The sequence below is a fragment of the Duganella sp. BJB1802 genome, assembly GCF_013369445.1.
Lineage (GTDB): Bacteria > Pseudomonadota > Gammaproteobacteria > Burkholderiales > Burkholderiaceae_D > Rugamonas > Rugamonas vulcania_A.
In genome coordinates this window covers 376308-401767 of record NZ_JABWEF010000001.1, presented here as the reverse complement: position 1 = coordinate 401767, position 25460 = coordinate 376308, and the positions used below count along the sequence as shown (strand labels likewise).

The following is a 25460-nucleotide window of genomic DNA, read 5'->3' as shown; positions in this document are numbered from 1 at the left end:
TCATGACTCCAACCTCCCTGATTTGCGGTTCGATCGCCATCGACACCATCCTGCAATTCCCCGGCCGCTTCGACAGCATCCTGCTGGCCGACCAGCTGCACAAGGTCAACGTCTCCTTCCTGGCGCCGACCATGCGTACCGAGTTCGGCGGCTGCGCGCCCAACATCGCCTACAACCTCAAGCTGCTGGGCGGCGACCCGCGCATCGTCGGCGTCATGGGCCAGGACAACGCCGCCTACATGGAGCGCTTCCGCAAGCTGGGCCTGTCCACCGACACCATCCTGATCAAGCCGGACGCCTACAACGCCCAGTGCTTCGTCACCGCCGACGAGGACAACAACCAGATCAACGCCTTCCACCCGGGCGCCATGTCGTACGCGCACGAGAACGACGTCGCCAAGGCCGGCCCGGCCGCGATCGCCATCATCTCGCCGGACGGCCATCTGGGCATGCAGAAGCACGCGGCCGACCTGGCCAAGCTGCAGATCCCGTTCATCTTCGATCCGGGCCAGCAGCTGCCGATGTTCAACGGCGACGAGCTGATCGCCTTCATCGAGCAAGCCACCTACGTCACCACCAACGACTACGAGATCGAACTGCTGATGGACCGCACCGGCCTGACCGTGCCGCAGATCGCCAGCCGCCTGGAAGCGCTGATCATCACGCGCGGCGAAAACGGCTCGGAGATCTACACCGGCGGCCAGCGCATCGAGATCCCGGCCGTGCCGGTGGCCGAGGCGGTGGACCCGACCGGCTGCGGCGACGCCTACCGCGCCGGCCTGCTGTTCGGCATCACCAACGGCTGGAAGTGGGAAACTACCGGCCGCCTGGCCAGCCTGCTGGGCGCGATCAAGATCGCCAGCAAGGGCGCGCAGAACCACAAGCCGACGGCCGCCGAGATCGCCGACCGCTTCGAGGCCGCGTTCGGCTACCGCTACTAAGCCGCACGGCGCAAAAAAACCCCGTCTGCACTGAGCGCGCTCTTGAGCGCGTTCAGGCCGACGGGGTTTTTTTATCTCAGGAGCTGGATCAGCGTCCGCTGAACAGCATCCCCAGCACCAGCAGCGCGATCTGCAGCAGGATCAGCGCCACCAGCAGCGACAGGTCCAGGTTGCCGACCAGCGGCACCACGCGGCGGATGGGACGCAGCAGCGGCTCGTTGAGCGCGCGCACGAACGGCGCCAGCGGCGCATGCGGGTTCACCCAGCTGAAGATGGCCTCGACCACCAGCAGGGCCATGAAGCCGTACAGGATCCACTGCAGAAAACGCTGGCAGGCCATCAGCAGCACCAGCGGCGTGGTCCAGCCGGCCAGGTACATCACCGAGGTGGCCAGCAGCACGATCAGGAAGGCGCCGATCAGGCTGGCCCAGTCATAGCCGCCCACGCCGGGCACGATGCGGCGCAGCGGGCGCACCAGCCAGTCCGACAGCTGGAACGTGAATTGGGCCACCGAAGCCGGTGGGCGGACGCGGATCGCCTGCATCCAGAAACGCAACAGCAGAGCCCCGCCCAACAGGGTGGCGATGGCGTCGACAATCAACACGAGAATACTAAGCACGAGTCCCCTCCAAAAAAAAGCCGCTGTGTGATTGTCTCACACAGCGGCCCATTGCCTCAGCAGGCATCCAAGCTATTTAATTAGCTAGGACGGGTGCTGGTTGGGAACGGCCAAGCTGCGGCCGGTGCCAACACGGTTTTTGCTGCGGGAGCGGCGGCCGGAGCTGGAGCGGCTGGCTTGGCGACAGCTTCCTTCTTCGGTGCTGCAGCCTTCTTCGGCGCGGCTTTTTTCACAGCTGGTTTCGCGGCGGCTGCCACGACTGGAGCTGCGGCTGGAGCTGCGGCTGGAGCGGCTGCCGGTTTAGCGGCGGCTTTCTTAGCGACTGGCTTTTTAGCAACCGGCTTGGCGGCTGCTTTAACCGGCTTTTTTGCTGCTGGCTTAGCCGCTGCCTTTGCAGCCGGTTTGGCTGCTGCTTTTACCGCTGGTTTTTTGGCGACAGCTTTTTTAGCTGCTGGCTTGGCGGCAGCTTTCGCTGCTGGCTTGGCTGCTGGTTTAGCTGCGGCTTTTTTAGCGACTGGCTTGGCAGCTGCTTTTTTCACTGCTGGCTTGGCGGCTGCTTTTGCTGCTGGCTTGGCGGCTGCTTTTTTCGCGACTGGCTTGGCAGCTGCTTTTTTCACGGCTGGTTTAGCTGCGGCTTTGGCGGCTGGTTTGGCGGCAGCTTTCACTGCTGGCTTGGCGGCGGCTTTCGCTGCGACAGGCTTTTTCGCTGGGGCGGCGGCTTTAGCGGCCGGTTTCTTTGCTGCTGGTTTCTTTGCGGCTGTTGCCATTTTTAGTTCTCCTTCATCGGGGATGGGAAAAATTCATTACAAGATTTAAACCCGTCCGGCCCGGAATTAGGCCAGGCGAATTATTCATCGGCGCAAACGGACTACGGTTTGCGCTAATGAATTCGGCACCAGCTGAACTGCTGCAACCCCTCACGAGTGCAGCACTTCAGCCATCGACCTGGTCGCCGTCCGTGGCCGGAAGGCGCTCAGGTACTAATCTTGTTGCGACGTTTTGCGGGTGGTCGGGCGTATGTTCAGCTCCATGGACCTACGTCGCAGCCATGCACGGTTTTCGTTTTCAAACAAAAAACCGCCCAACCTGAACCTAATCAGGAAAGACGGCTCAACAAAAACAGTGTGGTCTTGTGCATATCTGTGTGAATCTGTATCCCGTATCGCGATCATTTCTGCGGCATGTGCGACTTCAAATTTCCGCACATTTCAAAACACGCATTTTCAATCTCGTAAAGTACACGAAAACCTTGTCGGTACGCAACCAGCACGAGAGATATTCGCGCGCTTTTTTTCGCGTTAAGCTGCCCAACTCACATACGCACGCCGATTCGGCATGCCCGCTTGCGTCGCCGCGCCGCGATGTGCGCGCTCGATCGAGTTCGGAAAAGCGTCCGCGCTGTCGCGCCAAAAAAAGACCGCATCAAAGCGCGCCTTATGCCGCCTGGGTTTCTGCGATGCCGTCGTCACCGGCGAGAAATCCGCACCACCCGCTTCCGAAATCGAGAGCGCTTGCGCATCGCTTGCGCGCCGCCGCTACTCACTGTTTTAATTTCGTCGCGATTATGAGACAGAGTGCGGCGAATGGCAAGCACAATACTGCGGTGTTCGCGCGCCGCACGCGCGCGACATGCGGCGCGCACTCGCACATCGCTCGATTCCGCGCGCCGTTTTCGCGCCGATGCAGGCGCGCGTTCACGCCGGCGGCGACGCGCTTCATCAAGCGTGGCAAGGCGCGCCGACGGACCACCGCAATCGACCGGCGACTCGGCGACGGCGTTTTCGCACACGCGGCCGACGGCATCCACCATCTCGCGGCCGGGCTTCGTCACCACCACTTCGTGCACATGCTTGTCGCGCGTACGCGATGCGCCGCGCCACCAAACTCAGTTCGTCGACGCGCGCCACCGCGTGATCGATCGCGCGGCGCCGGCGGGTACGTTTGTTTACGCTATGAGATTTCGGCGGCACGTCACTGCCGTGCTATGAGGCTGCGCGAAGTCTGCGGAAAGCGTCGCCTGCAAAGTTAAGGAGTAAGATATTAATCATTAAACGCGCATATCCTCGTTAGGAGGCAATATGTTTGACTTTATGATGGCCACCGCGCCTGAGATCAGCGCCGAACTCGGACACCGTTTGCGCGCGCGGCGCTTGATGCAGGGCTGGTCGCAAGTGGAGCTGGCCCAGCGCGCCGGCCTGTCCAGCGGCACCGTGAAGAACCTTGAAGCCAAGGGACAAGCCTCGCTGGCGTCCTTCATCCAGATCGTCGTGGCACTCGGCCTGGCTGACGATCTGGGTGAACTGTTCCGACTCAAGGTCGTGTCGATCGCCGCCATGGAAAAGGCGGAGCTGGCAAAACGCCGCCGCGCTCCTCGCCGAGCCGCCAAATGAAACTGCTCAACGTCGTCTTCAATGGCTGGGGTGAATGCTGGCCGCTGGGCGCCCTCGCCGACAACGGCACCGACATCTTGTTCGAGTACGCGCCGGAAGCGCTGCGACGCGGCGTCGAACTCTCGCCACGCCACCTGCCGCTGAGGGCCGAAGGCTACAGCGGATTCCCGCGACATCAACTGCGCCTGCCTGGACTGGTCGCCGATTCGCTCCCGGACGGCTGGGGCATGCTGTTGATGGATAAGTTGTTTCGCAAACAAGGCAGGGCGCTGCACAGCATCTCGCCGCTGGACCGGCTGGCGTTCGTCGGTGATCGCGGCATGGGTGCGCTCAGCTATGTGCCACCCGATCCGCTTCAGCTGTCGCCGGAGGATCTCCACCTGCTGGACCTGGCGCAAGCAGCGCACACGCTTGCGCAAGGAAAGGATAGCGCCATCCTCAAGCAACTGGTCTTGCTGGGAGGGTCGCCGCACGGCTCGCGGCCCAAGGTGCTGGTGCGGCTGGACCCTGCGAGCGGCCAGGTGAGCACGCTGGACGACCCCGGCTGGGGGCAATCCTGGCTGATCAAGTTTCCTGCGCAGAGTGAGCACAAGGAAGTCTGTGCCATCGAACATGTGTATGCCGAGCTGGCACGGAACTGCGGCCTGGAGATGCCGGCGACCCGCCATATCGACCTGGACCGCCGCCTGGCAGCCTTCGGCGTCCAGCGCTTCGACCGCGAAGACGCCATGCGCGTGCCGGTCCACACGCTGGCCGGTCTGCTGCAGGTCGACTTCCGTCTGCCGTCGGTCGACTACAGCACCTTCCTGCGTGCCACGCGCCTGATGACCGGCGACCAGCGGCAGGTCGAAGCCGCGTTCCGGCGCTGCGTCTTCAATGTGCTGTTCAACAGCCGGGACGATCACGCCAAGAACTTCTCCTACCGGATGAGCCGCGACTGGCACTGGCAGCTCTCGCCCTGCTACGACCTGAGTTTCAATCCCGGTCCCGGCGGCGAGCATCAGATGTCGGTCATGGGCGAAAGCCGGGCACCCGGCCTGGCCGACCTGCTGCGGCTTGCGGCGGACACCGGCGTCCCCGAACGGCACGCGCGCGGCGTCATTGAGGCGATGGTGGCGCAGACCGGCCTGTGGACGGATCTGGCCCACGGCGCCCCGATCCGCACCGCGACGATCAAGACCATCGGCCGCGCCATCGAGGCCAACCGCAAGCGGCTGAAATAAAAAAGCCTGGCAATAGCCAGGCTTTTTGTGTGACGCTCTACAGCCAGCGTACCGATTAATCCCAGTTCAGCGCGCCGCCGGTCTGGTACTCGATCACGCGGGTCTCGAAGAAGTTGCGTTCCTTCTTCAGGTCGATCATCTCGCTCATCCATGGGAACGGGTTGTCTTCCTGGTCGAACAGCGTCTCCAGGCCGATCTGCGTGGCGCGGCGGTTGGCGATGAAGCGCAGGTAGCCCTTGAACATGGTCGCGTTCAGGCCCAACACGCCGCGCGGCATGGTGTCTTCGGCGTAGGCGTACTCCAGGTCCACCGCCTTCAGGAACAGCTGCTTGATCTCTTCCTTGAACGCAGGCGTCCACAGCAGCGGGTTTTCCATCTTGATCGTGTTGATCAGATCGATGCCGAAGTTGCAATGCATCGACTCGTCGCGCAGGATGTACTGGTACTGCTCGGCGGCGCCCATCATCTTGTTCTGGCGGCCCAGCGCCAGGATCTGGGTGAAGCCGACGTAGAAGAACAGGCCTTCCATCAGGCAGGCGAACACGATCAGCGACTTCAGCAGCTGCTGGTCGTTGTGCACGGTGCCGGTGGTGAAGGCCGGGTCGGTCAGCGTGTTGATGAACGGGATCAGGAACTCATCCTTGTCGCGGATCGACTTCACTTCGTTGTAGGCGTTGAAGATTTCGCCCTCGTCCAGGCCCAGCGACTCGACGATGTACTGGTAGGCGTGGGTGTGGATCGCCTCCTCGAACGCCTGGCGCAGCAGGTACTGGCGGCACTCCGGCGCGGTGATGTGGCGGTAGGTGCCCAGCACGATGTTGTTGGCGGCCAGCGAGTCGGCGGTGACGAAGAAGCCCAGGTTGCGCTTGACCAGGCGGCGCTCGTCCTCGGTCAGGCCGTTCGGGTTCTTCCACAGCTCGATATCGCGCTGCATGTTCACTTCCTGCGGCATCCAGTGGTTGGCGCAGCCGGCCAGGTATTTGTCCCACGCCCACTTGTACTTGAACGGCACCAGCTGGTTGACGTCGGTCTTGCCGTTGATGATGCGCTTGTCGTCGGCGTTGACGCGCAGCGCGACTTGCTCGGCGTTGGCTTCGCCGGAAGCCAGCGCGGCTTGGTTGACAGCTTGTGATGCGGCCGGTGCGGCCTCTTCGTCCCAGGACAGCGACATGGTGTTTTCCTTCTGAATTCGGTGTCAAAAGAACCGCCCGGACGGGCCGGGACGATTCACTCTCTATATTAGTACGTTTGCCGCCCGCTTATTGGCAAGCTTCGCATTCCTCGAAGCCGTCGTCGCCGGGACGCAGGTAGCAGGCCGCGCCGTCGGCCTCGGCCTGGGCCACCGACGATGCCGCCGCCGCCGAACCGGCCATGGCCGCCGCCGCCGGGCCGGCCGCCGACATGGCGCTGGCCGACATGCCGCCGTCCACGGCCACCGCGTTCAGCGCGCCGGTCTTGGAGGTCGATTTCTCCATGTGGGTGGCGGCGATGGTACGCAGGTAGTAGGTGGTTTTCAGGCCACGCAGCCATGCCAGCTTGTAGGTCTCGTCCAGCTTCTTGCCCGACGCGCCAGCCATGTAGATGTTCAGCGACTGCGCCTGGTCGATCCACTTCTGGCGGCGGGATGCGGCTTCCACCAGCCAGGTCGGCGACACTTCGAACGCGGTTGCATAAATGTCACGCAGGTCTTGCGGGATGCGGTCGATCTTGGCCAGCGAGCCGTCGAAGTACTTCAGGTCGGAGATCATCACCTCGTCCCACAGGTCGCGCGCCTTCAGGTCGCGCACCAGGTAGGCGTTGATCTCGGTGAACTCGCCCGACAGGTTGGACTTCACGTACAGGTTCTGGAAGGTCGGTTCGATGCAGGCCGACACGCCAATGATATTCGAAATGGTCGCGGTCGGAGCGATCGCCACGCAGTTCGAGTTGCGCATGCCGAACTTCTTGATGCGGTCGCGCACCGGGGTCCAGTCCATCGCGGCCGAGGTATCCTGCTCCAGATAGCCGCCGCGTTCGTCGGCCAGCAGCTTGATCGAGTCCTGCGGCAGGATGCCGCGGTCCCACAGCGAGCCTTTGTACGACTGGTAGTGGCCGCGTTCCTCGGCCAGTTCGGTCGAGGCCAGGTAGGCGTAGTAGCACACCGCTTCCATCGAGGTGTCGGCGAAGGACACGGCTTCGTTCGACGAGAACGGAATGCGCATCATGTGCAGGCAGTCCTGGAAGCCCATCACGCCCAGGCCCACCGGACGGTGGCGCATATTGGCGTTGCGGGCCTTGTCGACGGCGTAGTAATTGATGTCGATCACATTGTCCAGCATACGCATCGCGGTGCGGATGGTCTTTTTCAGCTTGACGTGATCCAGCTTGCCCTCTTTCATATGGGCCGGCATGTTGACCGAACCCAGGTTGCAGACGGCGATTTCGTCGGGACCGGTGTTCAGGGTGATCTCGGTGCACAGGTTGGAGCTGTGGACCATGCCCACGTGCGACTGCGGCGAACGGATGTTGCATGGGTCTTTGAACGTGATCCATGGGTGGCCGGTTTCGAACAGCATCGACAGCATCTTGCGCCACAGGTCCAGCGCGGCGATCTTCTTGAACACGCGGATCTCGCCGGCGGCGGCCTTGGCTTCGTAGCCCAGGTAGGCTTTTTCGAAGGCCTTGCCGACCAGGTCGTGCAGGTCCGGGCAGTCCGACGGCGAGAACAGGGTCCACTCGCCCTTTTCCATCACGCGCTTCATGAACATGTCCGGGATCCAGTTGGCGGTGTTCATGTCGTGGGTGCGGCGGCGGTCGTCGCCGGTGTTCTTGCGCAGGTCCAGGAACTCTTCGATGTCCATGTGCCAGGTTTCCAGGTAGGCGCACACCGCGCCCTTGCGCTTGCCGCCCTGGTTGACCGCGACGGCGGTGTCGTTGACCACTTTCAGGAACGGCACCACGCCTTGCGATTTGCCGTTGGTGCCCTTGATGTGGGCGCCCAGCGCGCGCACCGGGGTCCAGTCGTTACCCAGGCCGCCGGCGAATTTCGCCAGCAGGGCGTTTTCCTTGATGGCGTCGTAGATGCCTTCCAGGTCGTCCGAGACGGTGGTCAGGTAGCACGACGACAGCTGCGAGCGCAGGGTGCCCGAGTTGAACAGCGTCGGCGTGGAGCTCATGAAGTCGAAGGTCGACAGCAGGTTGTAGAACTCGATGGCACGCGCTTCGCGGTCCGATTCGTTCAGGGCCAGGCCCATGGCGACGCGCATGTAGAACGCCTGCGGCATCTCGATGCGGACGTCGCGCACGTGCAGGAAGTAGCGGTCGTACAGGGTTTGCAGGCCGATGTAGCCGAACTGCAGGTCGCGGTCGGCGACCAGCGCCTTGGACAGGCGGGCCAGGTCGAACTCGGCCAGCTTGGTGTCCAGCAGTTCGTTGGCGATGCCCTTGGCGATGTATTGCGGGAAGTAGGTCACGTATTCGGCCGCCGCGGCGCCCTGCGCCACTTCCTTGCCGAAGACTTCCTTGCGGATCGTGTGCAGCAGGATGCGGGCGGTCACCTGCGAGTAGGCCGGGTCTTTTTCCATCAGCGCGCGGGCGGCCAGGATGGCGGACTTGTGCAGCTCTTCGACCGGCACGCCGTCGTACAGGTTCTTCAGCGTCTCGGCCACGATGGCGTCGGCGTCGACGTGCTTTTCCAGGCCGATGCAGGCGGCGTTGATCAAGCCGGTGACGCGGTTCATGTCCAGCAGCTTGCGCTCGCCGTTTTCAACCACGTGGATCTGCGGCGCGTCGATGGTCGCGGCGGCGCCCTGGGCTTCCTTGGCGGCGCGGCGCTCTTCCATGTGCTTGGCGCGGTACAGCACGTAGGCGCGGGCGACATCGTGTTCGCCGGAGCGCATCAGCGCCAGTTCAACCTGGTCCTGCACGTCCTCGATGTGGAAGGTGCCGCCCGATGGCTGGCGGCGCACCAATGCGGTGACCACGCTGGAGGTCAGCTGTTCTACCAATTCACGCACGCGCGCCGAAGCCGCGCCCTGACCACCGTTGACGGCCAGGAAGGCCTTGGTCATGGCGATCGCGATTTTCGACGGTTCAAACGCGACGACCGCGCCGTTACGGCGGATGATGCGGTAGTCACCGAGGTCGCTGGCGGCCGTGACCGGGCTGCTGGCGGTGCTCGCAGCGGCTGCTGGTACCAGCGCTGGATTGATGGTGATGTCTTGAGTAGATTGCATTTAAGCTCCCCGATAACAGCGTGCAGTCAAAGCTGCGCGACGTAATGTTGTATAAAAAAAGGCCAAAATGAAGCGGCCAGCCAAACCTGCCTGGCTGGTTAAACTGCAATAAAATGGGTGTTGAACTGGCCTTGGCGGCTTGTAAATAGTTTAAGAACCAGTGTCATGGGAACTACTATATCTAGTGATTGGTGTGAATCGATACACTGATTGTAGTGGTCGGATAATGGTAAGACAAGTGGAAATTTTGCCGTTTACGGCAATTTTTCTATTGACTTTGCGGGAGGCCTTTTGCGAAGCGCAATTCGGCGCTAGCGCCCACTAACGCGGGCTCGTCCAGTGCCTTTCGATTAAGCAGCGACTGCCAGGTTTTCCGATAAAATTCCCAATCAAACAACGGCCCCGGATCGGTCTTGCGGCCCGGCGCGATGTGCTCGTGACCCTGCACGTCGGTCAGCGGATAGCGCATTTGCAGCGCCAAAGTCAGCTCGGCCAGCGCCTGGTACTGGGCCGGCTCGAAGCCGCTGCCGTCGGTGCCTTCCAGCTCGACGCCGATCGAATAGTCGTTGCACTTCTCCCTGCCGCGGAACGACGACAGCCCCGCGTGCCAGGCCCGCTCGTTGGCAGAAACATACTGCATCACGCGGCCGTCGCGGCGGATGAAGAAGTGGCTCGACACCTTCAGCCCCCGCAGGTCCGCGAACGAGGGGTCAGTATTATAGTCCAAGCGGGCGGTGAACAGGTCGGACACGTGCGGACCGCCGTAACAGCCGCCCGGCAGCGAGATGTTGTGGATGACCAGCAGCGTGATGTCGGCCGGGTCGGGGCGGCAGTCGGCGTGCGGGCTGTCGTAGCGGACCGCCGGCCGCCACCAGCCGTCCGCCCCCACTTCCGCGCGGCTCACGCCTCCGGCTCCTGGATGTTCAGCTTCTGCATCTGGTAGCGCAGCTGGCGGAAGCTGATGCCCAGCAGCTGGGCGGCCTGGGTGCGGTTGAACTGCGTCTGCGCCAGCGCGCGCAGGATGATGTCGCGCTCGATCTGGTTCAGGTAGTCGGGCAGGCTGCTGGGCAGCGCGTCCAGGTGCGGCAGCGCGGCGGGCGGCGCCGGGTCGGCCGGCGTCGGGGCGGTTGCCGCCGCCGATGCCGCCGGCAGCGGCGATGGCGGCACAGCCGGCGCGGCGCCGTCGGCGAATGGCGGCGCCGTCAACGGCGCCGGCGCCTCGGCGTTGCGCGCGCCCTTCAGCGCCAGGTCGGCCACTTCGATCACGCCGTCGTTGGCGAAGGCCAGCGCGCGCTCCAGGATGTTTTCCAGCTCGCGCACATTGCCGGGAAAGGAGTAGCCGCGCAAGGTCTCCAGCACGCCCTCGCCCAGCCGCACCTTGTGCTCGAAGGTGCCCAGCCGCTCGAGGATGGCGGCGGTCAGCACGGGCAGGTCGTCGAGTCGTTCGCGCAGCGGGGGCAGACTCAGTTCGATCACGTTCAGGCGGTAGAACAGGTCCTGCCGGAAGCTGCCCTGCTCCACGCACTGCTCCAGGTTCTTGTGGGTGGCGCTGATGATGCGTACGTCGACCGGCTCCTCGGCGGTGGCGCCGATCTTGCGCACGCGCCGCTCCTGGATCGCCCGCAGCAGCTTGACCTGCATCGCCAGCGGCAGGTCGGCCACCTCGTCGAGCATCAGCGTGCCGCCGTTGGCCGCCTGGAAGAAGCCGTCGCGCTCATCGGCCGCGCCGGTGAAGGCGCCCTTGCGGTAGCCGAAGAACTCGGCCTCCATCAGCGCCTCGGGAATCGCGCCGCAGTTGACGGCGATGAAGGGCTTGCCCGCGCGCGAACTCTGGGCGTGGATCTCGCGCGCGGCCAGCTCCTTGCCGCTGCCCGATTCGCCGTTGATGGCGATCGGCGCCATCGAGCGCGCCAGCCGCGCGATCTGCGCGCGCAGCGCCTGGATCACGGCCGACTCGCCTTTCAAACGACTGTCCAGCGGCGCGGCGCATGGCGCCTCGCCGGCCGGCGGCTCGGCGTTCAACCGCAGCGCCGACTGCACCATCACGCGCAGCTGGTCCAGCGCCACCGGCTTGGAGATGTAGTCGAAGGCCCCGGCCTTGAGCGCGATGACGGCGTTGTCGGCGCTGCCGAAGGCCGTCACCACCGCGATCGGCGTGTTCTTATATGCGGCGCTGACCTCGCGCACCAGCTCCAGCCCCAGGCCGTCGGGCAGGCGCATGTCGGTCAGCACCAGCTGGTATTCGCGTTCGGCGTTGGCCAGCAGGCCGCGCGCCTGCGCCAGCGTGGCGGCGCTGTCGACGTCCAGGCCCATTTTCAGCAGGGTCAGTTCCAGCAGCTCGCGCAGGTCGGCCTCGTCGTCGACGACCAGCACGCGGGGGGCGCGTTGGGAACCTCTAGCAGTCATCAAACAGCCTTTCTACGTCTGCGCCGGATGGGCGAAGGTGATTACGAAGCGCCCGCGCGAGCGCGGAGTCCCATCGGGGCTGTCTTTGATATCAAAACGATATTCGTAGTCCAACCGCGCTTCGTTATTCAAACACAATTCGCGCGCCAGATATAGTCCCAGGCCGGTCCCCTTGCTCGATGTGGTGTAAAACGGCTCAAACAGATGGGCGCGCACCTCGGGCGAGATGCCGGGGCCGTCGTCCTGCACATGCAGCTCCATCGGCCGCGCCTTCTCGCTCACCAGCTCCATCCGCACCGAGGCCGGCGCGCCGCTGGCGTAGCGCACCGCGTTGTTGAGCAGGTTGAGCACCACCTCGCGCAGGTGCAGCGCGTCGAAGCGCACCAGCGTGCCGGCCGGCGCCGACACCGCCAGCAGGTCGTGCGGCAGGCCGTGGGTGTCGACGAATTCGGTTTTCAGCTCGGCCAGGAAGAGGTCCAGCGCCAGCGGCTCGCTGTGCGGCTGCACCTTGCGCGACAGCTGCAGGATGTCCTCGACCATGCGGTTGACCCGCGCCACGTTGTCGCCGACGATCTTCAGCAGCCGCAGATGCACGGTGCTGTCGAGGTCCTCGCCCAGCAGCGCGGTGGCGTGGCCGATGGCCGACAGCGGATTGCGCACTTCGTGCGCGATGCTGGCCGTGAGCCGCCCCATCGACGCCAGCTTCAGTTGCTGCGCCTGGTTCTCGATGCCGGTCACGTCCTGCAAAAAGATCACGCTGCGCTCGGTGTCCAGGCCGGCCGTGTCGACCGCCGCGAAGCGCACCTTCAGATGCGCGGCCAGGTCGCGCCGCGCGCTCCAGGCGGCGGTCACGTCGCGCAGCGCCGCCTCGCCATACGGCTTGATGGTGACGTAGGCGGTGCTGCGCGCGGGATCGGCGCGCCACTCGGCGTAGGCCTGCGCCAGCGGCGCCAGCGCGGCGGCGGCCGACAGCCGGAACCTCATCTCCGGCCCGACCATGCCCAGCATCTGCTGCGCCGCCGGATTGCCGGCGAAGACCTGGCCATCCGGATCGACCACCAAAATGCCGTCGCCGACGTTGGCCATCACCAGCCGGTTGACCGCCTGCTGCACGGTGATCTCGACGCCGCGCTGGATCGCCAGCTCCTCCTGGCCGATCAGCCGGGCCGCCATGCGGTTGACCACCAGCACGGCGGCGAAGAAGGCCGCGCCGTACAGGCCCGCCTGCAGGTAGGGCTGCTCGCCCTCCATCATGAACACCTGCCAGGTCGATTCGGCCAGCATGAACAGCGCCACCAGCGCGGCACAGAACAGCGACAGCATCAGCGGCGCCAGGATGGCCACGCCGGCCAGCGGGAACAGGTAGAGGATGGCCAGCCCGCTGCGCAAGCCGCCGCCGGCCAGGAACAGCAGCGAGATGACGGCCAGGTCGCAGGCGACCTGCGACAGCAGCTGCAGCAGGAAGCGGCGCTGCCAGTAGACCGCCGTCAGCGCGAACAGGATCGCCAGGCCCAAATAGACCAGGCAGATCTGCAGGTATAGATAGGGGCCGGAGGCGCGCAGGCCGTGGTTGTCGAAGCTCAGGTAGACCAGCAGCACCAGCGCGATCACCACGCGGGTGGCGTTGAGCGTCTGCAGCGAACGCCAGAAGGTGGCGCGCGATCCGGCCGACAAGGCTTGAAGGCGCGCGATCATGCGCGGCGGCCTAGACGCCCGGCAGCGTGGCGTGGGCCGCGCTGCAGTAGTCGCGGCCGCGCGCCTGCACGGTTTCCGATGCCGGATAGAAGATGCCGCAGTGGGCGCATTGCAGCATGGTCTCGGCTTCGGCCACAGCCCTGGCCTCGGCCTGGCCGGCGGCGCGGCCGGCCGGCTGCTGCGGCTCGCGGAACTGCTGCCGATGGCGCTTCTGCGCCTCGCGGATCTTGCTGCGGACGGCGAAGATCACCAGGAACACCAACGCCAGCCAAAAAATTATACGGCTCATGCCCAACCCTTATGCAAAACCACTTCAAACACAAAACGGCTGCCGACATAGGCCAGCAACAAGGTGGCGAATCCGGCCAGCGTGAAGCTCAGCGCGGTCTTGCCGCGCCAGCCGCGGAAGCGGCGGCCCGCCAGCAGCGCCGCGAACAGCACCCACGACATCATGGTGAACACCGACTTGTGGTCCCATTTGAGCGCCTGGCCGAACAGCTGTTCCGAGAACACGATCCCCGACAGCACCGTCAGGCTCAACAAGGTGAAGCCGATGCCGATCATGCGGAACAGCAGCTTCTCCATGGTCAGCAGCGCCGGCAGCTGGTCCAGCGCGGCGGCCAGGAAGCCCTTGCGCTCGGTGCCCGCGTGCAGGCGCTTTTCCTGCAGCGCCATCAGCACCGCGTGGAAGGCGGCCACCGTCAGCGTGCTGTACGCCAGCGTGGCGATGGCGATGTGCCAGCCGAACAGCGGCGACTTGCCCTCCAGCGGGATCACGCTGCCGGGGAAGCCGGCCTGCAGGGCGGCCGCCAGCGCGGCGTTCGGCATGACCAGGCGGCGCATGCCGTCCAGGCTGAAGTTCTGGTTCTCGATCCAGTAGGCACCGACCGACACCCACAGCGCCGACGACAGCATGGCGGCGAAACCGATGCGGATGGCGCCGGCGCCGCCGGCCACCTCGGACCACAGGCCGGCGCCGTGCAGCAGCCAGGCGGCGGCGGTCACGGCGGAAATGAGCCCGGCACGGCGCGACGGCAGCGCCGCGCACAACAGGTACAGCGCGATGGCTGCCAAAAGTAGGATAGTCTGCATGTCCGGCAGTTTACACCATCGCTCAGTCGACGGCTGCCATGCGCAGCTCGTCGTTGTGATGGCGCTGCTGCTCCTCCATCACCAGTTGGCCCAGTTCGCGCTTGAGGGCGTTGAACTCGGCGGAGGCCGGATCGCGCAGGCGCGGCAGTTCGACCATCAGGTCGCGCTTGACGGTGCCGGGACGGTAGGTCATCACCACGATGCGGTCGGCCAGGTAGATCGCCTCCTCGATGCTGTGGGTGACGAAGATGATGGTCTTCTTCAGCTCGGCCCAGAGGCGCAGCAGCTCGTCCTGCAGGTTGCGGCGGGTCAGCGCGTCCAGCGCGCCGAAGGGCTCGTCCATCAGCATGATCGGCGAATCGAGCGCCAGCACGCGGGCGATCGCCACCCGCTGGCGCATGCCGCCCGACAGGTCCTTCGGGAAGCGGTGCTTGAAGTCGCCCAGCGACAGCATGGCCAGCAGCTGGTCGACCTTGGCCGCGATCTGCGCCTGCGGCATGCCCTTGATCTCCAGGCCGAAGGCGATGTTCTTCTCCACCGTCATCCACGGGAACAGCGCGTACTCCTGGAACACCATGCCGCGCTCGGGGCCGGGCGCGCGCACCTCCTTGCCGTCGGCCAGGATGCGGCCGGAACTCGGCGGCGCGAAGCCGGCGATGGCGTTGAGCAGCGTGGACTTGCCGCAGCCCGAGGGCCCCAGCAGGCAGACGAACTGGCCCTGCGGGATCTCCAGGTCGATGTCCTTGAGCGCCACCAGCTGGCGCTCGGCGGTCTGGAACACCTTGCTGACGTTGGCAACGACGATGTGGTGAGGGTTCATCAGTTCTCCAGGCCGCGGTGCCAGCGCAGCAGATGGTTGTTCAGTTTATTGACGGCGGTGTCGATGATCAGGCCGATCAGGCCGATGGTGATCATGCCGGCCATGATCTTGTCCGACCAGAAGTACTCGCGCGCCTCCAGGATGCGGAAGCCCAGGCCGTTGTTCACGGCGATCATCTCGGACACGATCACCACGATGAAGGCGGTGCCGATGCCGATCCGCACGCCCGACAAGATATACGGCACGGCGGCCGGCAGGATCACGCGCACGAACAGCGTGGCGCCGCTGGCGCCGAGGTTGCGCGCGGCGCGCAGGTAGATGCTGTCGACCTGGCGCACGCCGGCGATGGTGTTCATCAGCACCGGGAAGAAGGCGCCCAGCACGATCAAAAAGATGGCCGGCGGATTGCCCAGGCCGAACCACAGGATGGACAGCGGGATGTAGGCGATCGGCGGAATCGGCCGCAGCAGCTGCATCAGCGGATTGAGCCAGGCGTACACGGTCTGGCTGGCGCCCATCACCAGGCCCAGCGGCAGCGCCAGCGCGGCGCCGATGGCGAAGCCGACCAGCACGCGGTACAGGCTGCCGAGGGCGTCGACGATCAGCTCGCCCGACACGGCCCACAGCAGCCAGCTGCCCTGCTCCGGGCTGTACGGCTGGACCGGCAGCAGATAGGCGATCCAGCGTTCCAGCACCGCCAGCGGCGACGGCAGCATCTGCGGATTGACCCAGCCCTTCATCGACACCAGCTGCCACACGCCGATCACCAGCGCCGGCACGATCAGGCCGACGCCCGCCTCCCTCGCGTTGAACTTGGCCATTTACTTGACGCCCAGGCTTTTCTTGGCGGCGTCCAGCAGGTCGGTCTTGACCCATTCCCTGGCGGCGGGCGGCTTGCTCATGCGGCCGACGCCGGTCTTGAACATGACGTCGGTGGTGACCTGGATGTGCTCGGGCGTGATGTCGTAGGAGTACGGCGAATTGCCGATGGCGTCGTTGAAGTCTTCCTTGGTGATCTGGCCCTTGAACACGGTCTCGCGCACATACTTCTCGGCCACGGCCGGCTGGTCGATGAAGGTCTTGGTGGCCTCGACGAAGCAGCGCATGAACTTCTCGGCCAGCGGGCGCTTCTCCTTGTAGAACTTCTCGGTCATCACCATCGTGCGGACCGGTTCGCCGATCGGGGTGTCGTAGGGCTTGATGATCTCGTTGCCGTAGCCCTTGTTGATCGACTGCGACGACTGCGGCTCGGAGTTCATCATGGCGTCGATGTTCTTGCCCAGCAGCGCCTGGTTCAAATCGGCGTAGGCCAGGTAGATCAGCTGCACGTCCTTGCCCGGCTGGTCGGACGCGGAGAGGCCGGCCTGCTGCAGCTCGGCCAGCAGCAGCACCTCCTGGATGCCGCCGCGCGTGACGCCGACCTTCCTGCCCTTGAGGTCCTTGACGCTTTTCATCTTGAGGTCGGCGCGGCCCACCAGGCGCGCGCCGCCCTTGGCGAAGCCGGCCACCACGTAGATCGGCGCGCCGCTGGCGCGGCCGGAGATGGCCGCCTCCGACGCCGTGGTGCCGACGTCGAGCTCGCCGGCGATAATCCCCTGCATCACGTCCAGGCCCTTGGCGAACACCCGCTCCTCGACCTTGATGCCGCACTTGGGGGCGATCTCCTTGATGTAGGAAACCGCGCCGTAGTGGGCGAACTTCAGGTTGCCCAGGCGGACCACCTCCTGCGCGGACGTCGCGCCGGCGGCGGCCAGCATGGCGGCGATGGTCAAGGTCTTGCCGATGGCGTTCAATTTCATCCGTCTCTCCTGTCGTGTGTGATGGCACTGTAATGTGTGCAGATCATACCAAGCCACGGATGACTTGCCTATCGCCTATCGTCGCATCACCGCGCCCCGCGCAGCCGGGCCATGCGCTCGGCGCTCGGCGGGTGGCTGGAGAAATACGCCGGCAAGCCGCCGCCATCGAGTTTTTCCAGTTTGGCAAATACCGCCGCCAGATGCTCCAGCGGGATGCCGTTGTGGCGCAACATGACGGCCGCGTAGTCGTCGGCCTCCTGTTCGGCGTCGCGCGAGTATTTCATGTCCAGCGCCAGCGCCGGCAGCGTGCTCAGGACGGCGGAGATGTCGCCGAACACCAGCGAGGTCACCGACGCCACGGCGGAACTCTGGATGATGCGGCGCGTCATATGGCGCCGCTGCAAATGGCCCAGCTCATGCGCCAGCACGCCCATGACGGCGTCGTCGTCCTGCAGCAGCACGACCATCTGGTCGGTCATCACGATGTCGCCGGACGGCAGCGCGAACGCGTTCGGGCCGACGCGGCTGCTGCGGAACACCAGCTGCCAGTCCCGCGCCGGACCGGCCTCGGAAGGCGGCGGCGCCAGCGCGGCGAAGCGTCGCCGCAAGGCTTGCTGGCGGGCCGGCGGCAGCGTGGACGGCGCGAACATCCGGTGATCCAGCGCGGCCAGCACGCCCTGCCCCAACTGGCGCTCGACCGACAGCGGCAGGGCGTCGGCGATCCAGCCGGCGGCCGCCGGCAGCAGATAAAGATAGCCCAGCGCCAGCAGCGCCACGGTGGCCGCGGCGGCCGCCAGCACGCCGCGCCAGCTGTGCTGCAAGCGCACCACCAGGCTGTCGCGGTGGCCGGTTGCGCGCAGCAGCAGTTCGAAGCCGGCCCGGTCGTCGATTTCCAGGTAGGCGCCGTCGGCGAAGGTCACCTTGCGCGCCGCGTGGCGGCTGCGTTCGGACACGCGCAGCTCCGCCAGCGGCGCCGCGCGCCGGGCGTCCCCCTCCAGTTGGGCGATGCCGTTCTCCACCGTCAGCGTCACGCGGTGCAGGCGCGACGTGCGGCCGTCGAAATAGCGCGCGGCGACCGCGGCGGCGGGGTGCTGCGCGCCGCTCATAGCGAAAGGTCGAAGTCCATGAACTCGGCCATGCCTTCGCCGGCCGCGCCGACTTCGTCCTCCGCCACGGCGGTGATGTCGTCCGGGCTGCCGTCCACCAACAGCGACATCGACTCCAGGCGGTAGCGCATCGCCCGCACGTGCGCGAACGGCAGGAACAGGCCCAGCGTGCAGATCACGGCCAGGTAATTGGTGACGGTGATGAACACCAGCCGGCTCCAGCGCATGTCGGACTGGAAGCGATGCTGCTCCAGGCTGGTGTGGTTCCAGATCAGCTTTTGCAGCATGTTCATGAACAGCGGGTAGACCACGAAAAACCAGGCGTAGAACAGCAGCAGGAACAAGCCGCTTTCGCCGGCCGCCTCGGCGCTGCTGGCCGGTGCCGGCGTGCGCTTCATCATGAACCAGAACAGCGCCACGATGCCGCCGCCGCCGATCAGCAGCAAGCCGCCATACAGTTTATAAAAATCGGCGACGCTGGCGTCGAAGGAGAACCGCGCCTTGCCGTAACGGCTCTCGTTGTGCTGCCAGGCCTTGGCGCGCTGGTGGATGAACGGCGTGGCCAGGCCGAGGGCCACGCCGTTCAGCAGCGGGCGCACCAGGTAGTTGGTGTAGGCGTCGCGCACATCGCCGGCGAAGCGGAAGCGGATGCCGCGGTAGCTGGTGTTATGCAGGCGGAATTGCAGGCTCTTCCACATGAACCACGGCGACGCGGCGCCCATGCCCAGCGCCACCGCCACCGCCGCCAGCGGCGCCCAGGCGGAGGCCGCCATGTAGACGCCGAAGATCACGGTGGCCACGATGCGGCCCTTGAGGATGGCGACCGGATTGCCGTGGTATTCGAAGCTGCTGCCGGCCAGCTCGGTGCTGGAATAGAAGTACTGGTTGCGCCGCACTTTGGCCCAGGCCGAATAGATGCCCAGCGTGACGATGGTCAGCAACAGGTTGACTATCCAGATGCGGAAATACTCGCCGCCGGTGGCGTGAAAACGCAGGCGTTGCGCCTGTTCCCCTTGCACTTGTTCCATGGATGTTCCCGATATTAACAAAGCATCAACGATGCCTATGAAAAATAACATTGTCAATAGGAAACTGCATTTTTAACAATGTCCACGGGGCTGTCGGCGCCCACCGTCCGATGGGGTAAAATGGCGGCCACTGTTCATTCCGGGTTCATCATGCTAGACAATCTTACCCAACGCCTTGCCAAGGTCGTTAAAACCATGCGCGGCGAGGCCCGCCTGACCGAGGCCAACACCGCCGAGATGCTGCGCGAAGTGCGCCTGGCGCTGCTCGAGGCCGACGTCGCCCTGCCGGCCGTGCGCGAATTCATCGCCAAGGTCAAGGAAAAGGCCCTGGGCGAGGAAGTGATCTCCTCGCTCACGCCGGGCCAGGCCCTGGTCGGCGTGGTGCAGCGCGAGCTGGCCGCCATCATGGGCGCCGACCTCGGCCCCGAGGCCGCGCAGCTGAGCTTTGCCCAGCAGCCGCCGGCGATCATCCTGATGGCCGGCCTGCAGGGTGTCGGCAAGACCACCACCGTCGGCAAGCTGGCCAAGTACCTCAAGGAAGAAAAGAAAAAGAAGGTGCTGACCGTCTCGGCCGACGTCTACCGTCCCGCCGCGATCGCCCAGCTGCAATCGGTGACCGCCCAGGTCGGCGCCGACTTCTTCCCGTCCACCGCGCAGGACAAGCCGGTCGAGATCGCGCTGGCCGCGCTGGACTGGGCCAAGAAGCACTACCACGACGTGCTGATCATCGACACCGCCGGCCGCCTCGGCATCGACGAGCAGATGATGCAGGAGATCGCCGCCGTGCACGCGGCGGTCAAGCCGATCGAGACCCTGTTCGTGGTCGACGCCATGCTGGGCCAGGACGCCATCAACACCGCCAAGGCCTTCAACGACGCGCTGCCGCTGACCGGCATCGTGCTCACCAAGCTCGACGGCGACTCGCGCGGCGGCGCCGCGCTGTCGGTGCGCCACATCACCGGCAAGCCGATCAAGTTTGCCGGCGTGTCGGAAAAGCTCGACGGCCTGGAGGCGTTCGACCCGGTGCGCATGGCCAACCGCGTGCTGGGCATGGGCGACATCATGGCGCTGGTGGAAGAGGCGCGCAAGGGCGTCGACACCAAGGCCGCGGCCGAGCTGGCGGCCAAGGTCAAGTCGGGCGGCAAGTTCGACATGAACGACTTCAAGGCGCAGCTGGGCCAGATGAAGAAGATGGGCGGCATGGCCAGCCTGGTGGACAAGCTGCCGGCGCAGTTCCAGCAGGCCGCCGGCGGCGCCAACATGGACCAGGCCGACAAGCAGGTACGGCGCATGGTCGGCATCATCGACTCGATGACGCCGCAGGAGCGCGCCAAGCCCGAGCTGATCAAGGCCACCCGCAAGCGCCGCATCGCCGCCGGCGCCGGCGTCCAGGTGCAGGAGGTCAACCGCATGCTGACCCAGTTCGAGCAGATGCAGACCATGATGAAAAAGCTCTCGGGCGGCGGCATGATGAAGATGATGCGCTCGATGAAGGGCATGATGCCGGGCATGCGCTAAGTCGGGTCGCGGCCCCGCCGGCACAGGGAAAAGCGCGCCGCCACGGTGCGCCGCCCCGAGAAAGCCCGTGTTTACGTGGTGTTTCCGGGAAAAAACGCGAAAAACACTTGCATACTCGGTAAATCACCACCAATATTAGCCGGTGCGATCAATTGCGCAATTTTCCATGTGTTCGTTAAGGAGGCTCGAAGATGGCAACAGCCAAAAAAACCCCAGCAGCAGCACCAGCCAAGAAAGCCGCCGCGAAACCGGCAGCCGCTAAAAAGGCAGCACCCGCAAAAGCAGCAGCCAAGCCAGCAGTGAAAAAAGCAGCCGCCCCGGCCGCACCGCGCAAACCGAACGCCGCCTTCATGAAAGCGATGACGCCATCGGCCACCCTGGCCGCCGTGGTTGGCGCCGCCCCGCTGCCTCGCACCGAAGTCACGAAAAAAGTCTGGGATTACATCAAAAAGCTCGACCTGCAGGATCCGGCCAACCGCCGCATGATCAATGCCGACGACAAGCTGAAAGCTGTATTCGGCGGCAAAGCCCAAGTGTCCATGTTCGAAATGACCAAGCTCATTTCCGACCACCTGAAATAAGCGCAGCGGCCAGTACAGCCGCGCCGGGATGCCGTCCTCGCTCACGCGACGACGGCATTTTTTTATGGCACCGCGACACCGGGCCGGCGATGCGCTACACTGGGATCGACATCCAGACAAAGGGAGTGACGCTATGGCGACCCTGAAACACTCACTTGATGACCATCACGTTCTGAACCCGACAGCGCCGGACAAGCCGATTGTTGAAGATACCATCGAGGCGCGCCGCGCGCGCCGAATGGCCGCACTCAAGAAGGTGGCTGGCATCTGGTCGCACCGTCCAGACATTCCAGCGGATGGCTTGGAGTACCAGCGACAATTGAGATCTGAATGGCAGGCTTAGTCCTTTTCGATACAAACATCCTGATCGACTGGAGCAAAGGCTACGCGGAAGCACTGACCGAGTTAGCCCATTGGGACCATCCTGCGATTAGCGGAATCACATGGATGGAACTATACGGCGGCGCCGACGTCGACGATATTTCCAGGTTCGACGAATTCATGGCGGATTTCGGATTGGAGATCATAGAGATCGACGCTGCCATCATGCGGGCCGCCGCGACCATCATGTCGGAGCGGCGCCGGATCGGACCAAAAATTGCGCTGCCCGACGCGATAATCCAAGCCACCGCCGATATCAAGAACCTCACGATCATCACGCGCAACACGAAGGACTTCAAAGGCGTGAATGTTCGCATCCCTTATGAACTAAAAACTGTATCGACCGTCAGGGTCGTGAATGTGGACCCGCCGGGAGAGACGCCCACCTCACGGCGTGGAGGCAAGCAACCCTCAATGCGCAAGAAATAGCACTGGCCGGATCTGTCCCCGGTTTTTTCAGTTTCTATTGCACTTTCCAGTTGTTCCAGGCCGAGAGCACGGCGTTCGGGTATTCGGGACGGCCGCGGCTGCCGTTGTAGCGGCCCAGCGCCAGGTACAGGTTGCCCGCCTCCATGTCGATGTACATGCGCAGGATGGCGCAACCATAGCGCAGGTTGGTCTGCATGTTGAACAGGGCGCTGCGGTTGCTGTCGCCGATCACATTGGTCCAGAACGGCATCACCTGCATGTAGCCGCGCGCGCCCACCATCGACACCGCGTACTTGCGGTAGGCCGATTCCACCTGGATCAGCCCCAGCACCATGCCCGGCTCCAGCCCGGCGCGCCGCGCCTCGTACCACACGGTGGCCAGGAACTCGTTGCGGGTCTGGGCGTCGGGCAGCTTGCGCTGCAGTCGCGCCGACGCCTGCGCCAGCCAGCCCTGGTAGCGCTGGCGCTCGGCCTCGCTGCGGAAGGTCGGCTGCGGCGGGGTCGCGTCCTTGATGGCGTTGGCCAGCGCCAGCCGAACCGAATCGGCCAGCGCTTCCTCTTTCTGGTTGCCGGCGTGGGCGGCGCCGGCCAGCGCCAGCGCCACCGCACATCCGGCCAGCGTGCGCTTCACGATCACGCCGCCATTTTGCCTTTGATGAAGCTGACGATGTCGGCCACCGGCACGGCGGTCGCTTCGGTGTCGCGGCGGCCCTGGTATTCCAGGTTGCCTTCCTTCAGGCCGCGATCGCCGATCACCACGCGGTGCGGCACGCCGATCAGCTCCCAGTCGGCGAACATGCCGCCCGGACGCAGGCCGCGGTCGTCGAGGATGACGTCGATGCCGGCCGCCTGCGCGTCGGCGTACAGTTTCTCGGTCGCTTCCTTGACCGCCTCGCTGCGGTCCATGCCCATCGGGCACAGCACCAGCTCGAACGGCGCCAGCGACGTCGGCCAGATGATGCCCTTGTCGTCGAAGTTCTGCTCGATCGCCGCGCCCAGGATGCGGGTCACGCCGATGCCGTAGCAGCCCATCTGCAGCGGCGCCGGCTTGCCGTTCTCGTCGAGGAAGGTGGCCTTCATCGATTCCGAGTACGCGGTGCCGAGCTGGAACACGTGGCCCACCTCGATGCCGCGCTCGATCGCCAGCACGCCCTTGCCGTCCGGCGAGGCGTCGCCCGCCACCACGTTGCGCAGGTCGGCCACCAGGGTAGGCTCGGCCATGTCGCGGCCCCAGTTGGCGCCGGTGTAGTGGTAGCCGGCGTCGTTGGCGCCGCACACGAAGTCCGCCATGTTGGCGACCGTGCGGTCGGCCACCACGGTGACCGGAGCCTTGGTGCCGATCGGCCCCAGGTAGCCCGGCACGCAGCCGTACACCTCCAGGATCTCGGCCTCGGTCGAGAAGCGGTGCGCCGCCAGGCCCGGCACCTTGCCGACCTTGACTTCGTTGAGCTCGTGGTCGCCGCGCAGCAGCAACATGAAATACTGTTTAGCCAGTTTGCCGTCGGTCTCGGTCTCCACCGTCAGCGCGATGGTCTTGACGGTCTGCGCCAGGTCCAGCTTGAGCAGCTCGGCCACCGCCTCGCACTTGGTGGCGTCCGGCGTCGACGTCTTGGTCAGCGCCTGCGCGGCGGCCGGACGGCTGGCGGCCAGCGGCAGCGCCTCGGCCGCCTCCATGTTGGCCGCGTAGTCCGAGCTTTCGCAGTAGACGATGGCGTCCTCGCCGGTGCTGGCGATGACGTGGAATTCATGCGAGCCGGTGCCGCCGATGGCGCCGTTGTCGGCCGCCACCGCGCGGAACTTCAGGCCGAAGCGCGTGAAGATCGCCACATAGGCGTCGAACATGACCTTGTACGAGGCCTGCATGCCGGCCAGGTCGCGGTCGAACGAGTAGGCGTCCTTCATGGTGAACTCGCGGCCGCGCATCAGGCCGAAACGGGGACGGCGCTCGTCGCGGAACTTGGTCTGAATGTGGTAAAAATTCAACGGAAGCTGCCGGTAGGATTTAATTTCCGACCGCACCACATCGGTGATGACTTCCTCGGACGTCGGCTGGATCGCGAAATCGCGGCCGTGGCGGTCCTTCACGCGCATCAGCTCGGGGCCCATCTTGTCCCAGCGTCCGGTCTCCTGCCACAGCTCGGCCGGCTGCACCAGAGGCATCAGCAGCTCAATGGCGGCGGCCTTGTTCATCTCCTCGCGGATGATGGCCTCGACCTTGCGGATGATCCGCAGGCCCATCGGCATGTAGGTGTAGATGCCCGAACCGAGGCGTTTGATCATCCCGGCGCGCATCATTAACTGGTGGCTGACGATCTCGGCGTCGGACGGAGCTTCTTTAAGCGTGGAAATAAAAAATCGTGAGGCGCGCATACGGTGAATTCTTTTTAAAAAGAGAGAGTTATAATCAACCTAATTTTAAAGGATTAGCTGGCTGATGCGTCCATACTTTATACAAATGCGTTCAATTGATGCCTCTCCGGCCGTTTTCGTACCCCGAAAACCCAGCCGTAGCGCGGTTTTGTGGGCAAAAATATAAGCAGGGAGCTCGGTCGCAGAAAGTTTGAGGTGCAATATGCTCGATCGTGAAGGGTTTCGGCCCAACGTCGGCATCATCCTGCTGAACGCCCAGAACGAGGTGTGGTGGGGCAAGCGGGTGCGCGAGCACTCATGGCAATTTCCGCAAGGCGGCATCAAATATGGGGAAACGCCGGAACAGGCGATGTACCGGGAGCTGGAAGAGGAAATCGGATTACGGGCGGAGCATGTCAAGATCGTCGGCCGCACGCGCGACTGGTTGCGCTACGAGGTGCCCGACCACTTCATCAAGCGGGAGATCCGCGGCCACTATCGCGGCCAGAAGCAGATTTGGTTCCTGTTGCGCATGTGCGCGCGCGACAACGACGTCAACCTGCGCCTGACCGACCATCCCGAGTTCGACGCCTGGCGCTGGCACGACTACTGGGTGCCGCTGGACGTGGTGATCGAATTCAAGCGCGAGGTCTACCAGCGCGCGCTGCAGGAGCTGTCGCGCTTCCTGACCTGGCCGGCCAACGGCCACGAGCGGCGCCACCACGGCTCGCGCTACCTGCGCCAGCCGCATCCGCCGCGCCCCGCGGCCGAGGCGCCGGCCGCGCCCTGCGATACGGCGGCGCCGGCCGCAGCGTGCGACACCGCGGCGGCGCCCGCCGAGCCGCAAAAGAAGATCGGGTAAAGCACAA

At 64.8% G+C, this 25460-nt stretch carries 25 protein-coding genes; 9 read left to right on the top strand and 16 right to left on the bottom strand.

Features of this window, described 5'->3' with window-relative positions; translation table 11 throughout:
- Positions 1 to 2: 2 nt before the first annotated feature.
- Positions 3 to 941, top strand: a complete 939-nt coding sequence (locus tag HUX88_RS01865) for a carbohydrate kinase family protein (protein WP_117012074.1) — start codon at positions 3 to 5, stop codon at positions 939 to 941.
- An 88-nt stretch (positions 942 to 1029) separates the two neighbouring features.
- Here HUX88_RS01865 and HUX88_RS01860 read toward each other — a convergent pair whose 3' ends face one another.
- On the bottom strand, positions 1030 to 1542 hold the full coding sequence (locus tag HUX88_RS01860; protein ID WP_161082979.1) for a YggT family protein: 513 nt from the start codon (positions 1540 to 1542) through the stop codon (positions 1030 to 1032).
- A gap of 195 nt (positions 1543 to 1737) precedes the next feature.
- On the opposite strand from HUX88_RS01860, the gene HUX88_RS01855 reads away from it, so the two are divergent.
- Entirely contained in the window at positions 1738 to 2376 is a 639-nt protein-coding gene (locus tag HUX88_RS01855; RefSeq protein ID WP_176360624.1) for a hypothetical protein, read from the top strand.
- Positions 2377 to 3025: 649 nt separating this feature from the next.
- On the opposite strand, the gene HUX88_RS01850 is transcribed toward HUX88_RS01855, so the two are convergent.
- Positions 3026 to 3391: a hypothetical protein gene (locus HUX88_RS01850; RefSeq protein WP_176360623.1), complete on the bottom strand. Its 366-nt coding sequence runs from the start codon at positions 3389 to 3391 to the stop codon at positions 3026 to 3028.
- A gap of 247 nt (positions 3392 to 3638) precedes the next feature.
- On the opposite strand from HUX88_RS01850, the gene HUX88_RS01845 reads away from it, so the two are divergent.
- Positions 3639 to 3950, top strand: a complete 312-nt coding sequence (locus HUX88_RS01845; RefSeq protein ID WP_161089303.1) for a helix-turn-helix domain-containing protein — start codon at positions 3639 to 3641, stop codon at positions 3948 to 3950.
- Positions 3947 to 5173, top strand: a complete 1227-nt coding sequence (locus HUX88_RS01840) for a type II toxin-antitoxin system HipA family toxin (protein WP_176360622.1) — start codon at positions 3947 to 3949, stop codon at positions 5171 to 5173. The genes HUX88_RS01845 and HUX88_RS01840 overlap by 4 nt, the downstream gene beginning before the upstream one ends.
- A 55-nt stretch (positions 5174 to 5228) precedes the next feature.
- On the opposite strand, the gene HUX88_RS01835 is transcribed toward HUX88_RS01840, so the two are convergent.
- The 12 genes from HUX88_RS01835 to HUX88_RS01780 all read right to left on the bottom strand — a co-directional run bounded on the left by HUX88_RS01835 (position 5229) and on the right by HUX88_RS01780 (position 19333).
- Positions 5229 to 6344, bottom strand: coding sequence for a ribonucleotide-diphosphate reductase subunit beta (locus HUX88_RS01835; protein ID WP_117012079.1), 1116 nt, complete (start codon positions 6342 to 6344; stop codon positions 5229 to 5231).
- A gap of 88 nt (positions 6345 to 6432) precedes the next feature.
- Positions 6433 to 9387: a ribonucleoside-diphosphate reductase subunit alpha gene (locus HUX88_RS01830; RefSeq protein WP_176360621.1), complete on the bottom strand. Its 2955-nt coding sequence runs from the start codon at positions 9385 to 9387 to the stop codon at positions 6433 to 6435.
- A gap of 268 nt (positions 9388 to 9655) precedes the next feature.
- The gene (ampD, locus tag HUX88_RS01825; protein ID WP_176360620.1) at positions 9656 to 10291 is read right to left on the bottom strand and encodes a 1,6-anhydro-N-acetylmuramyl-L-alanine amidase AmpD; all 636 of its coding nucleotides are present in this window, start codon (positions 10289 to 10291) and stop codon (positions 9656 to 9658) included.
- Positions 10288 to 11793: a sigma-54 dependent transcriptional regulator gene (locus HUX88_RS01820; RefSeq protein WP_176360619.1), complete on the bottom strand. Its 1506-nt coding sequence runs from the start codon at positions 11791 to 11793 to the stop codon at positions 10288 to 10290. Before HUX88_RS01820 ends, ampD begins: the two co-directional genes overlap by 4 nt.
- Positions 11794 to 11805: 12 nt before the next feature.
- Complete coding sequence (locus HUX88_RS01815; RefSeq protein WP_117012083.1) at positions 11806 to 13488, bottom strand: PAS domain-containing sensor histidine kinase; 1683 nt, start codon at positions 13486 to 13488, stop codon at positions 11806 to 11808.
- 10 nt (positions 13489 to 13498) lie between these two features.
- The gene (locus tag HUX88_RS01810; protein WP_117012084.1) at positions 13499 to 13777 is read right to left on the bottom strand and encodes a PP0621 family protein; all 279 of its coding nucleotides are present in this window, start codon (positions 13775 to 13777) and stop codon (positions 13499 to 13501) included.
- Entirely contained in the window at positions 13774 to 14580 is an 807-nt protein-coding gene (locus tag HUX88_RS01805; RefSeq protein ID WP_117012085.1) for an inner membrane protein YpjD, read from the bottom strand. The genes HUX88_RS01810 and HUX88_RS01805 overlap by 4 nt, the downstream gene beginning before the upstream one ends.
- A 22-nt stretch (positions 14581 to 14602) precedes the next feature.
- Positions 14603 to 15400, bottom strand: a complete 798-nt coding sequence (locus HUX88_RS01800) for an ABC transporter ATP-binding protein (protein ID WP_117012086.1) — start codon at positions 15398 to 15400, stop codon at positions 14603 to 14605.
- Positions 15400 to 16221 carry an ABC transporter permease gene (locus HUX88_RS01795; protein WP_117012087.1) on the bottom strand — a complete coding sequence of 274 codons (822 nt, stop codon included), beginning with the start codon at positions 16219 to 16221 and terminating at the stop codon, positions 15400 to 15402. The genes HUX88_RS01800 and HUX88_RS01795 overlap by 1 nt, the downstream gene beginning before the upstream one ends.
- Positions 16222 to 17199 (bottom strand): ABC transporter substrate-binding protein, encoded by a 978-nt coding sequence (locus HUX88_RS01790; RefSeq protein WP_117012088.1) that lies wholly within the window; start codon positions 17197 to 17199, stop codon positions 16222 to 16224.
- 86 nt (positions 17200 to 17285) lie between these two features.
- Complete coding sequence (locus tag HUX88_RS01785; protein WP_117012089.1) at positions 17286 to 18305, bottom strand: M48 family metallopeptidase; 1020 nt, start codon at positions 18303 to 18305, stop codon at positions 17286 to 17288.
- Positions 18302 to 19333 carry a YjgN family protein gene (locus HUX88_RS01780; RefSeq protein WP_176360618.1) on the bottom strand — a complete coding sequence of 344 codons (1032 nt, stop codon included), beginning with the start codon at positions 19331 to 19333 and terminating at the stop codon, positions 18302 to 18304. Before HUX88_RS01780 ends, HUX88_RS01785 begins: the two co-directional genes overlap by 4 nt.
- Before the next feature lie 150 nt (positions 19334 to 19483).
- On the opposite strand from HUX88_RS01780, the gene ffh reads away from it, so the two are divergent.
- The 4 genes from ffh to HUX88_RS01760 all read left to right on the top strand — a co-directional run bounded on the left by ffh (position 19484) and on the right by HUX88_RS01760 (position 22242).
- Positions 19484 to 20851: a signal recognition particle protein gene (ffh, locus tag HUX88_RS01775; protein ID WP_176360617.1), complete on the top strand. Its 1368-nt coding sequence runs from the start codon at positions 19484 to 19486 to the stop codon at positions 20849 to 20851.
- A 191-nt stretch (positions 20852 to 21042) separates the two neighbouring features.
- Entirely contained in the window at positions 21043 to 21432 is a 390-nt protein-coding gene (locus HUX88_RS01770) for an SWIB/MDM2 domain-containing protein (protein ID WP_117012092.1), read from the top strand.
- 133 nt (positions 21433 to 21565) lie between these two features.
- Positions 21566 to 21775 carry a hypothetical protein gene (locus HUX88_RS01765; RefSeq protein WP_176360616.1) on the top strand — a complete coding sequence of 70 codons (210 nt, stop codon included), beginning with the start codon at positions 21566 to 21568 and terminating at the stop codon, positions 21773 to 21775.
- Entirely contained in the window at positions 21763 to 22242 is a 480-nt protein-coding gene (locus tag HUX88_RS01760; protein ID WP_176360615.1) for a PIN domain-containing protein, read from the top strand. Before HUX88_RS01765 ends, HUX88_RS01760 begins: the two co-directional genes overlap by 13 nt.
- A 34-nt stretch (positions 22243 to 22276) precedes the next feature.
- Here the strand turns inward: HUX88_RS01760 and HUX88_RS01755 are convergent, their stop codons facing one another.
- Entirely contained in the window at positions 22277 to 22879 is a 603-nt protein-coding gene (locus HUX88_RS01755; RefSeq protein ID WP_373886739.1) for a lytic transglycosylase domain-containing protein, read from the bottom strand.
- On the bottom strand, positions 22876 to 24612 hold the full coding sequence (locus tag HUX88_RS01750; RefSeq protein WP_176360614.1) for a proline--tRNA ligase: 1737 nt from the start codon (positions 24610 to 24612) through the stop codon (positions 22876 to 22878). Before HUX88_RS01750 ends, HUX88_RS01755 begins: the two co-directional genes overlap by 4 nt.
- A 202-nt stretch (positions 24613 to 24814) precedes the next feature.
- Between HUX88_RS01750 and HUX88_RS01745 the strand changes: the two genes are divergently transcribed.
- Positions 24815 to 25453 (top strand): RNA pyrophosphohydrolase, encoded by a 639-nt coding sequence (locus HUX88_RS01745; RefSeq protein ID WP_176360613.1) that lies wholly within the window; start codon positions 24815 to 24817, stop codon positions 25451 to 25453.
- Positions 25454 to 25460: the final 7 nt, after the last annotated feature.

Bases quoted from the DNA above. Each gene is read 5' to 3' on its own strand.
- HUX88_RS01865 (WP_117012074.1), top strand. From the start codon at position 3: ATGACTCCAACCTCCCTGATTTGCGGTTCGATCGCCATCGACACCATC.
- HUX88_RS01845 (WP_161089303.1), top strand. From the start codon at position 3,639: ATGTTTGACTTTATGATGGCCACCGCGCCTGAGATCAGCGCCGAACTC.
- HUX88_RS01840 (WP_176360622.1), top strand. From the start codon at position 3,947: ATGAAACTGCTCAACGTCGTCTTCAATGGCTGGGGTGAATGCTGGCCG.
- HUX88_RS01835 (WP_117012079.1), bottom strand. From the start codon at position 6,344: ATGTCGCTGTCCTGGGACGAAGAGGCCGCACCGGCCGCATCACAAGCT.
- HUX88_RS01830 (WP_176360621.1), bottom strand. From the start codon at position 9,387: ATGCAATCTACTCAAGACATCACCATCAATCCAGCGCTGGTACCAGCA.
- HUX88_RS01820 (WP_176360619.1), bottom strand. From the start codon at position 11,793: ATGACTGCTAGAGGTTCCCAACGCGCCCCCCGCGTGCTGGTCGTCGAC.
- HUX88_RS01815 (WP_117012083.1), bottom strand. From the start codon at position 13,488: ATGATCGCGCGCCTTCAAGCCTTGTCGGCCGGATCGCGCGCCACCTTC.
- HUX88_RS01810 (WP_117012084.1), bottom strand. From the start codon at position 13,777: ATGAGCCGTATAATTTTTTGGCTGGCGTTGGTGTTCCTGGTGATCTTC.
- HUX88_RS01805 (WP_117012085.1), bottom strand. From the start codon at position 14,580: ATGCAGACTATCCTACTTTTGGCAGCCATCGCGCTGTACCTGTTGTGC.
- HUX88_RS01800 (WP_117012086.1), bottom strand. From the start codon at position 15,400: ATGAACCCTCACCACATCGTCGTTGCCAACGTCAGCAAGGTGTTCCAG.
- HUX88_RS01795 (WP_117012087.1), bottom strand. From the start codon at position 16,221: ATGGCCAAGTTCAACGCGAGGGAGGCGGGCGTCGGCCTGATCGTGCCG.
- HUX88_RS01790 (WP_117012088.1), bottom strand. From the start codon at position 17,199: ATGAAATTGAACGCCATCGGCAAGACCTTGACCATCGCCGCCATGCTG.
- HUX88_RS01785 (WP_117012089.1), bottom strand. From the start codon at position 18,305: ATGAGCGGCGCGCAGCACCCCGCCGCCGCGGTCGCCGCGCGCTATTTC.
- HUX88_RS01780 (WP_176360618.1), bottom strand. From the start codon at position 19,333: ATGGAACAAGTGCAAGGGGAACAGGCGCAACGCCTGCGTTTTCACGCC.
- ffh (WP_176360617.1), top strand. From the start codon at position 19,484: ATGCTAGACAATCTTACCCAACGCCTTGCCAAGGTCGTTAAAACCATG.
- HUX88_RS01770 (WP_117012092.1), top strand. From the start codon at position 21,043: ATGGCAACAGCCAAAAAAACCCCAGCAGCAGCACCAGCCAAGAAAGCC.
- HUX88_RS01765 (WP_176360616.1), top strand. From the start codon at position 21,566: ATGGCGACCCTGAAACACTCACTTGATGACCATCACGTTCTGAACCCG.
- HUX88_RS01760 (WP_176360615.1), top strand. From the start codon at position 21,763: ATGGCAGGCTTAGTCCTTTTCGATACAAACATCCTGATCGACTGGAGC.
- HUX88_RS01750 (WP_176360614.1), bottom strand. From the start codon at position 24,612: ATGCGCGCCTCACGATTTTTTATTTCCACGCTTAAAGAAGCTCCGTCC.
- HUX88_RS01745 (WP_176360613.1), top strand. From the start codon at position 24,815: ATGCTCGATCGTGAAGGGTTTCGGCCCAACGTCGGCATCATCCTGCTG.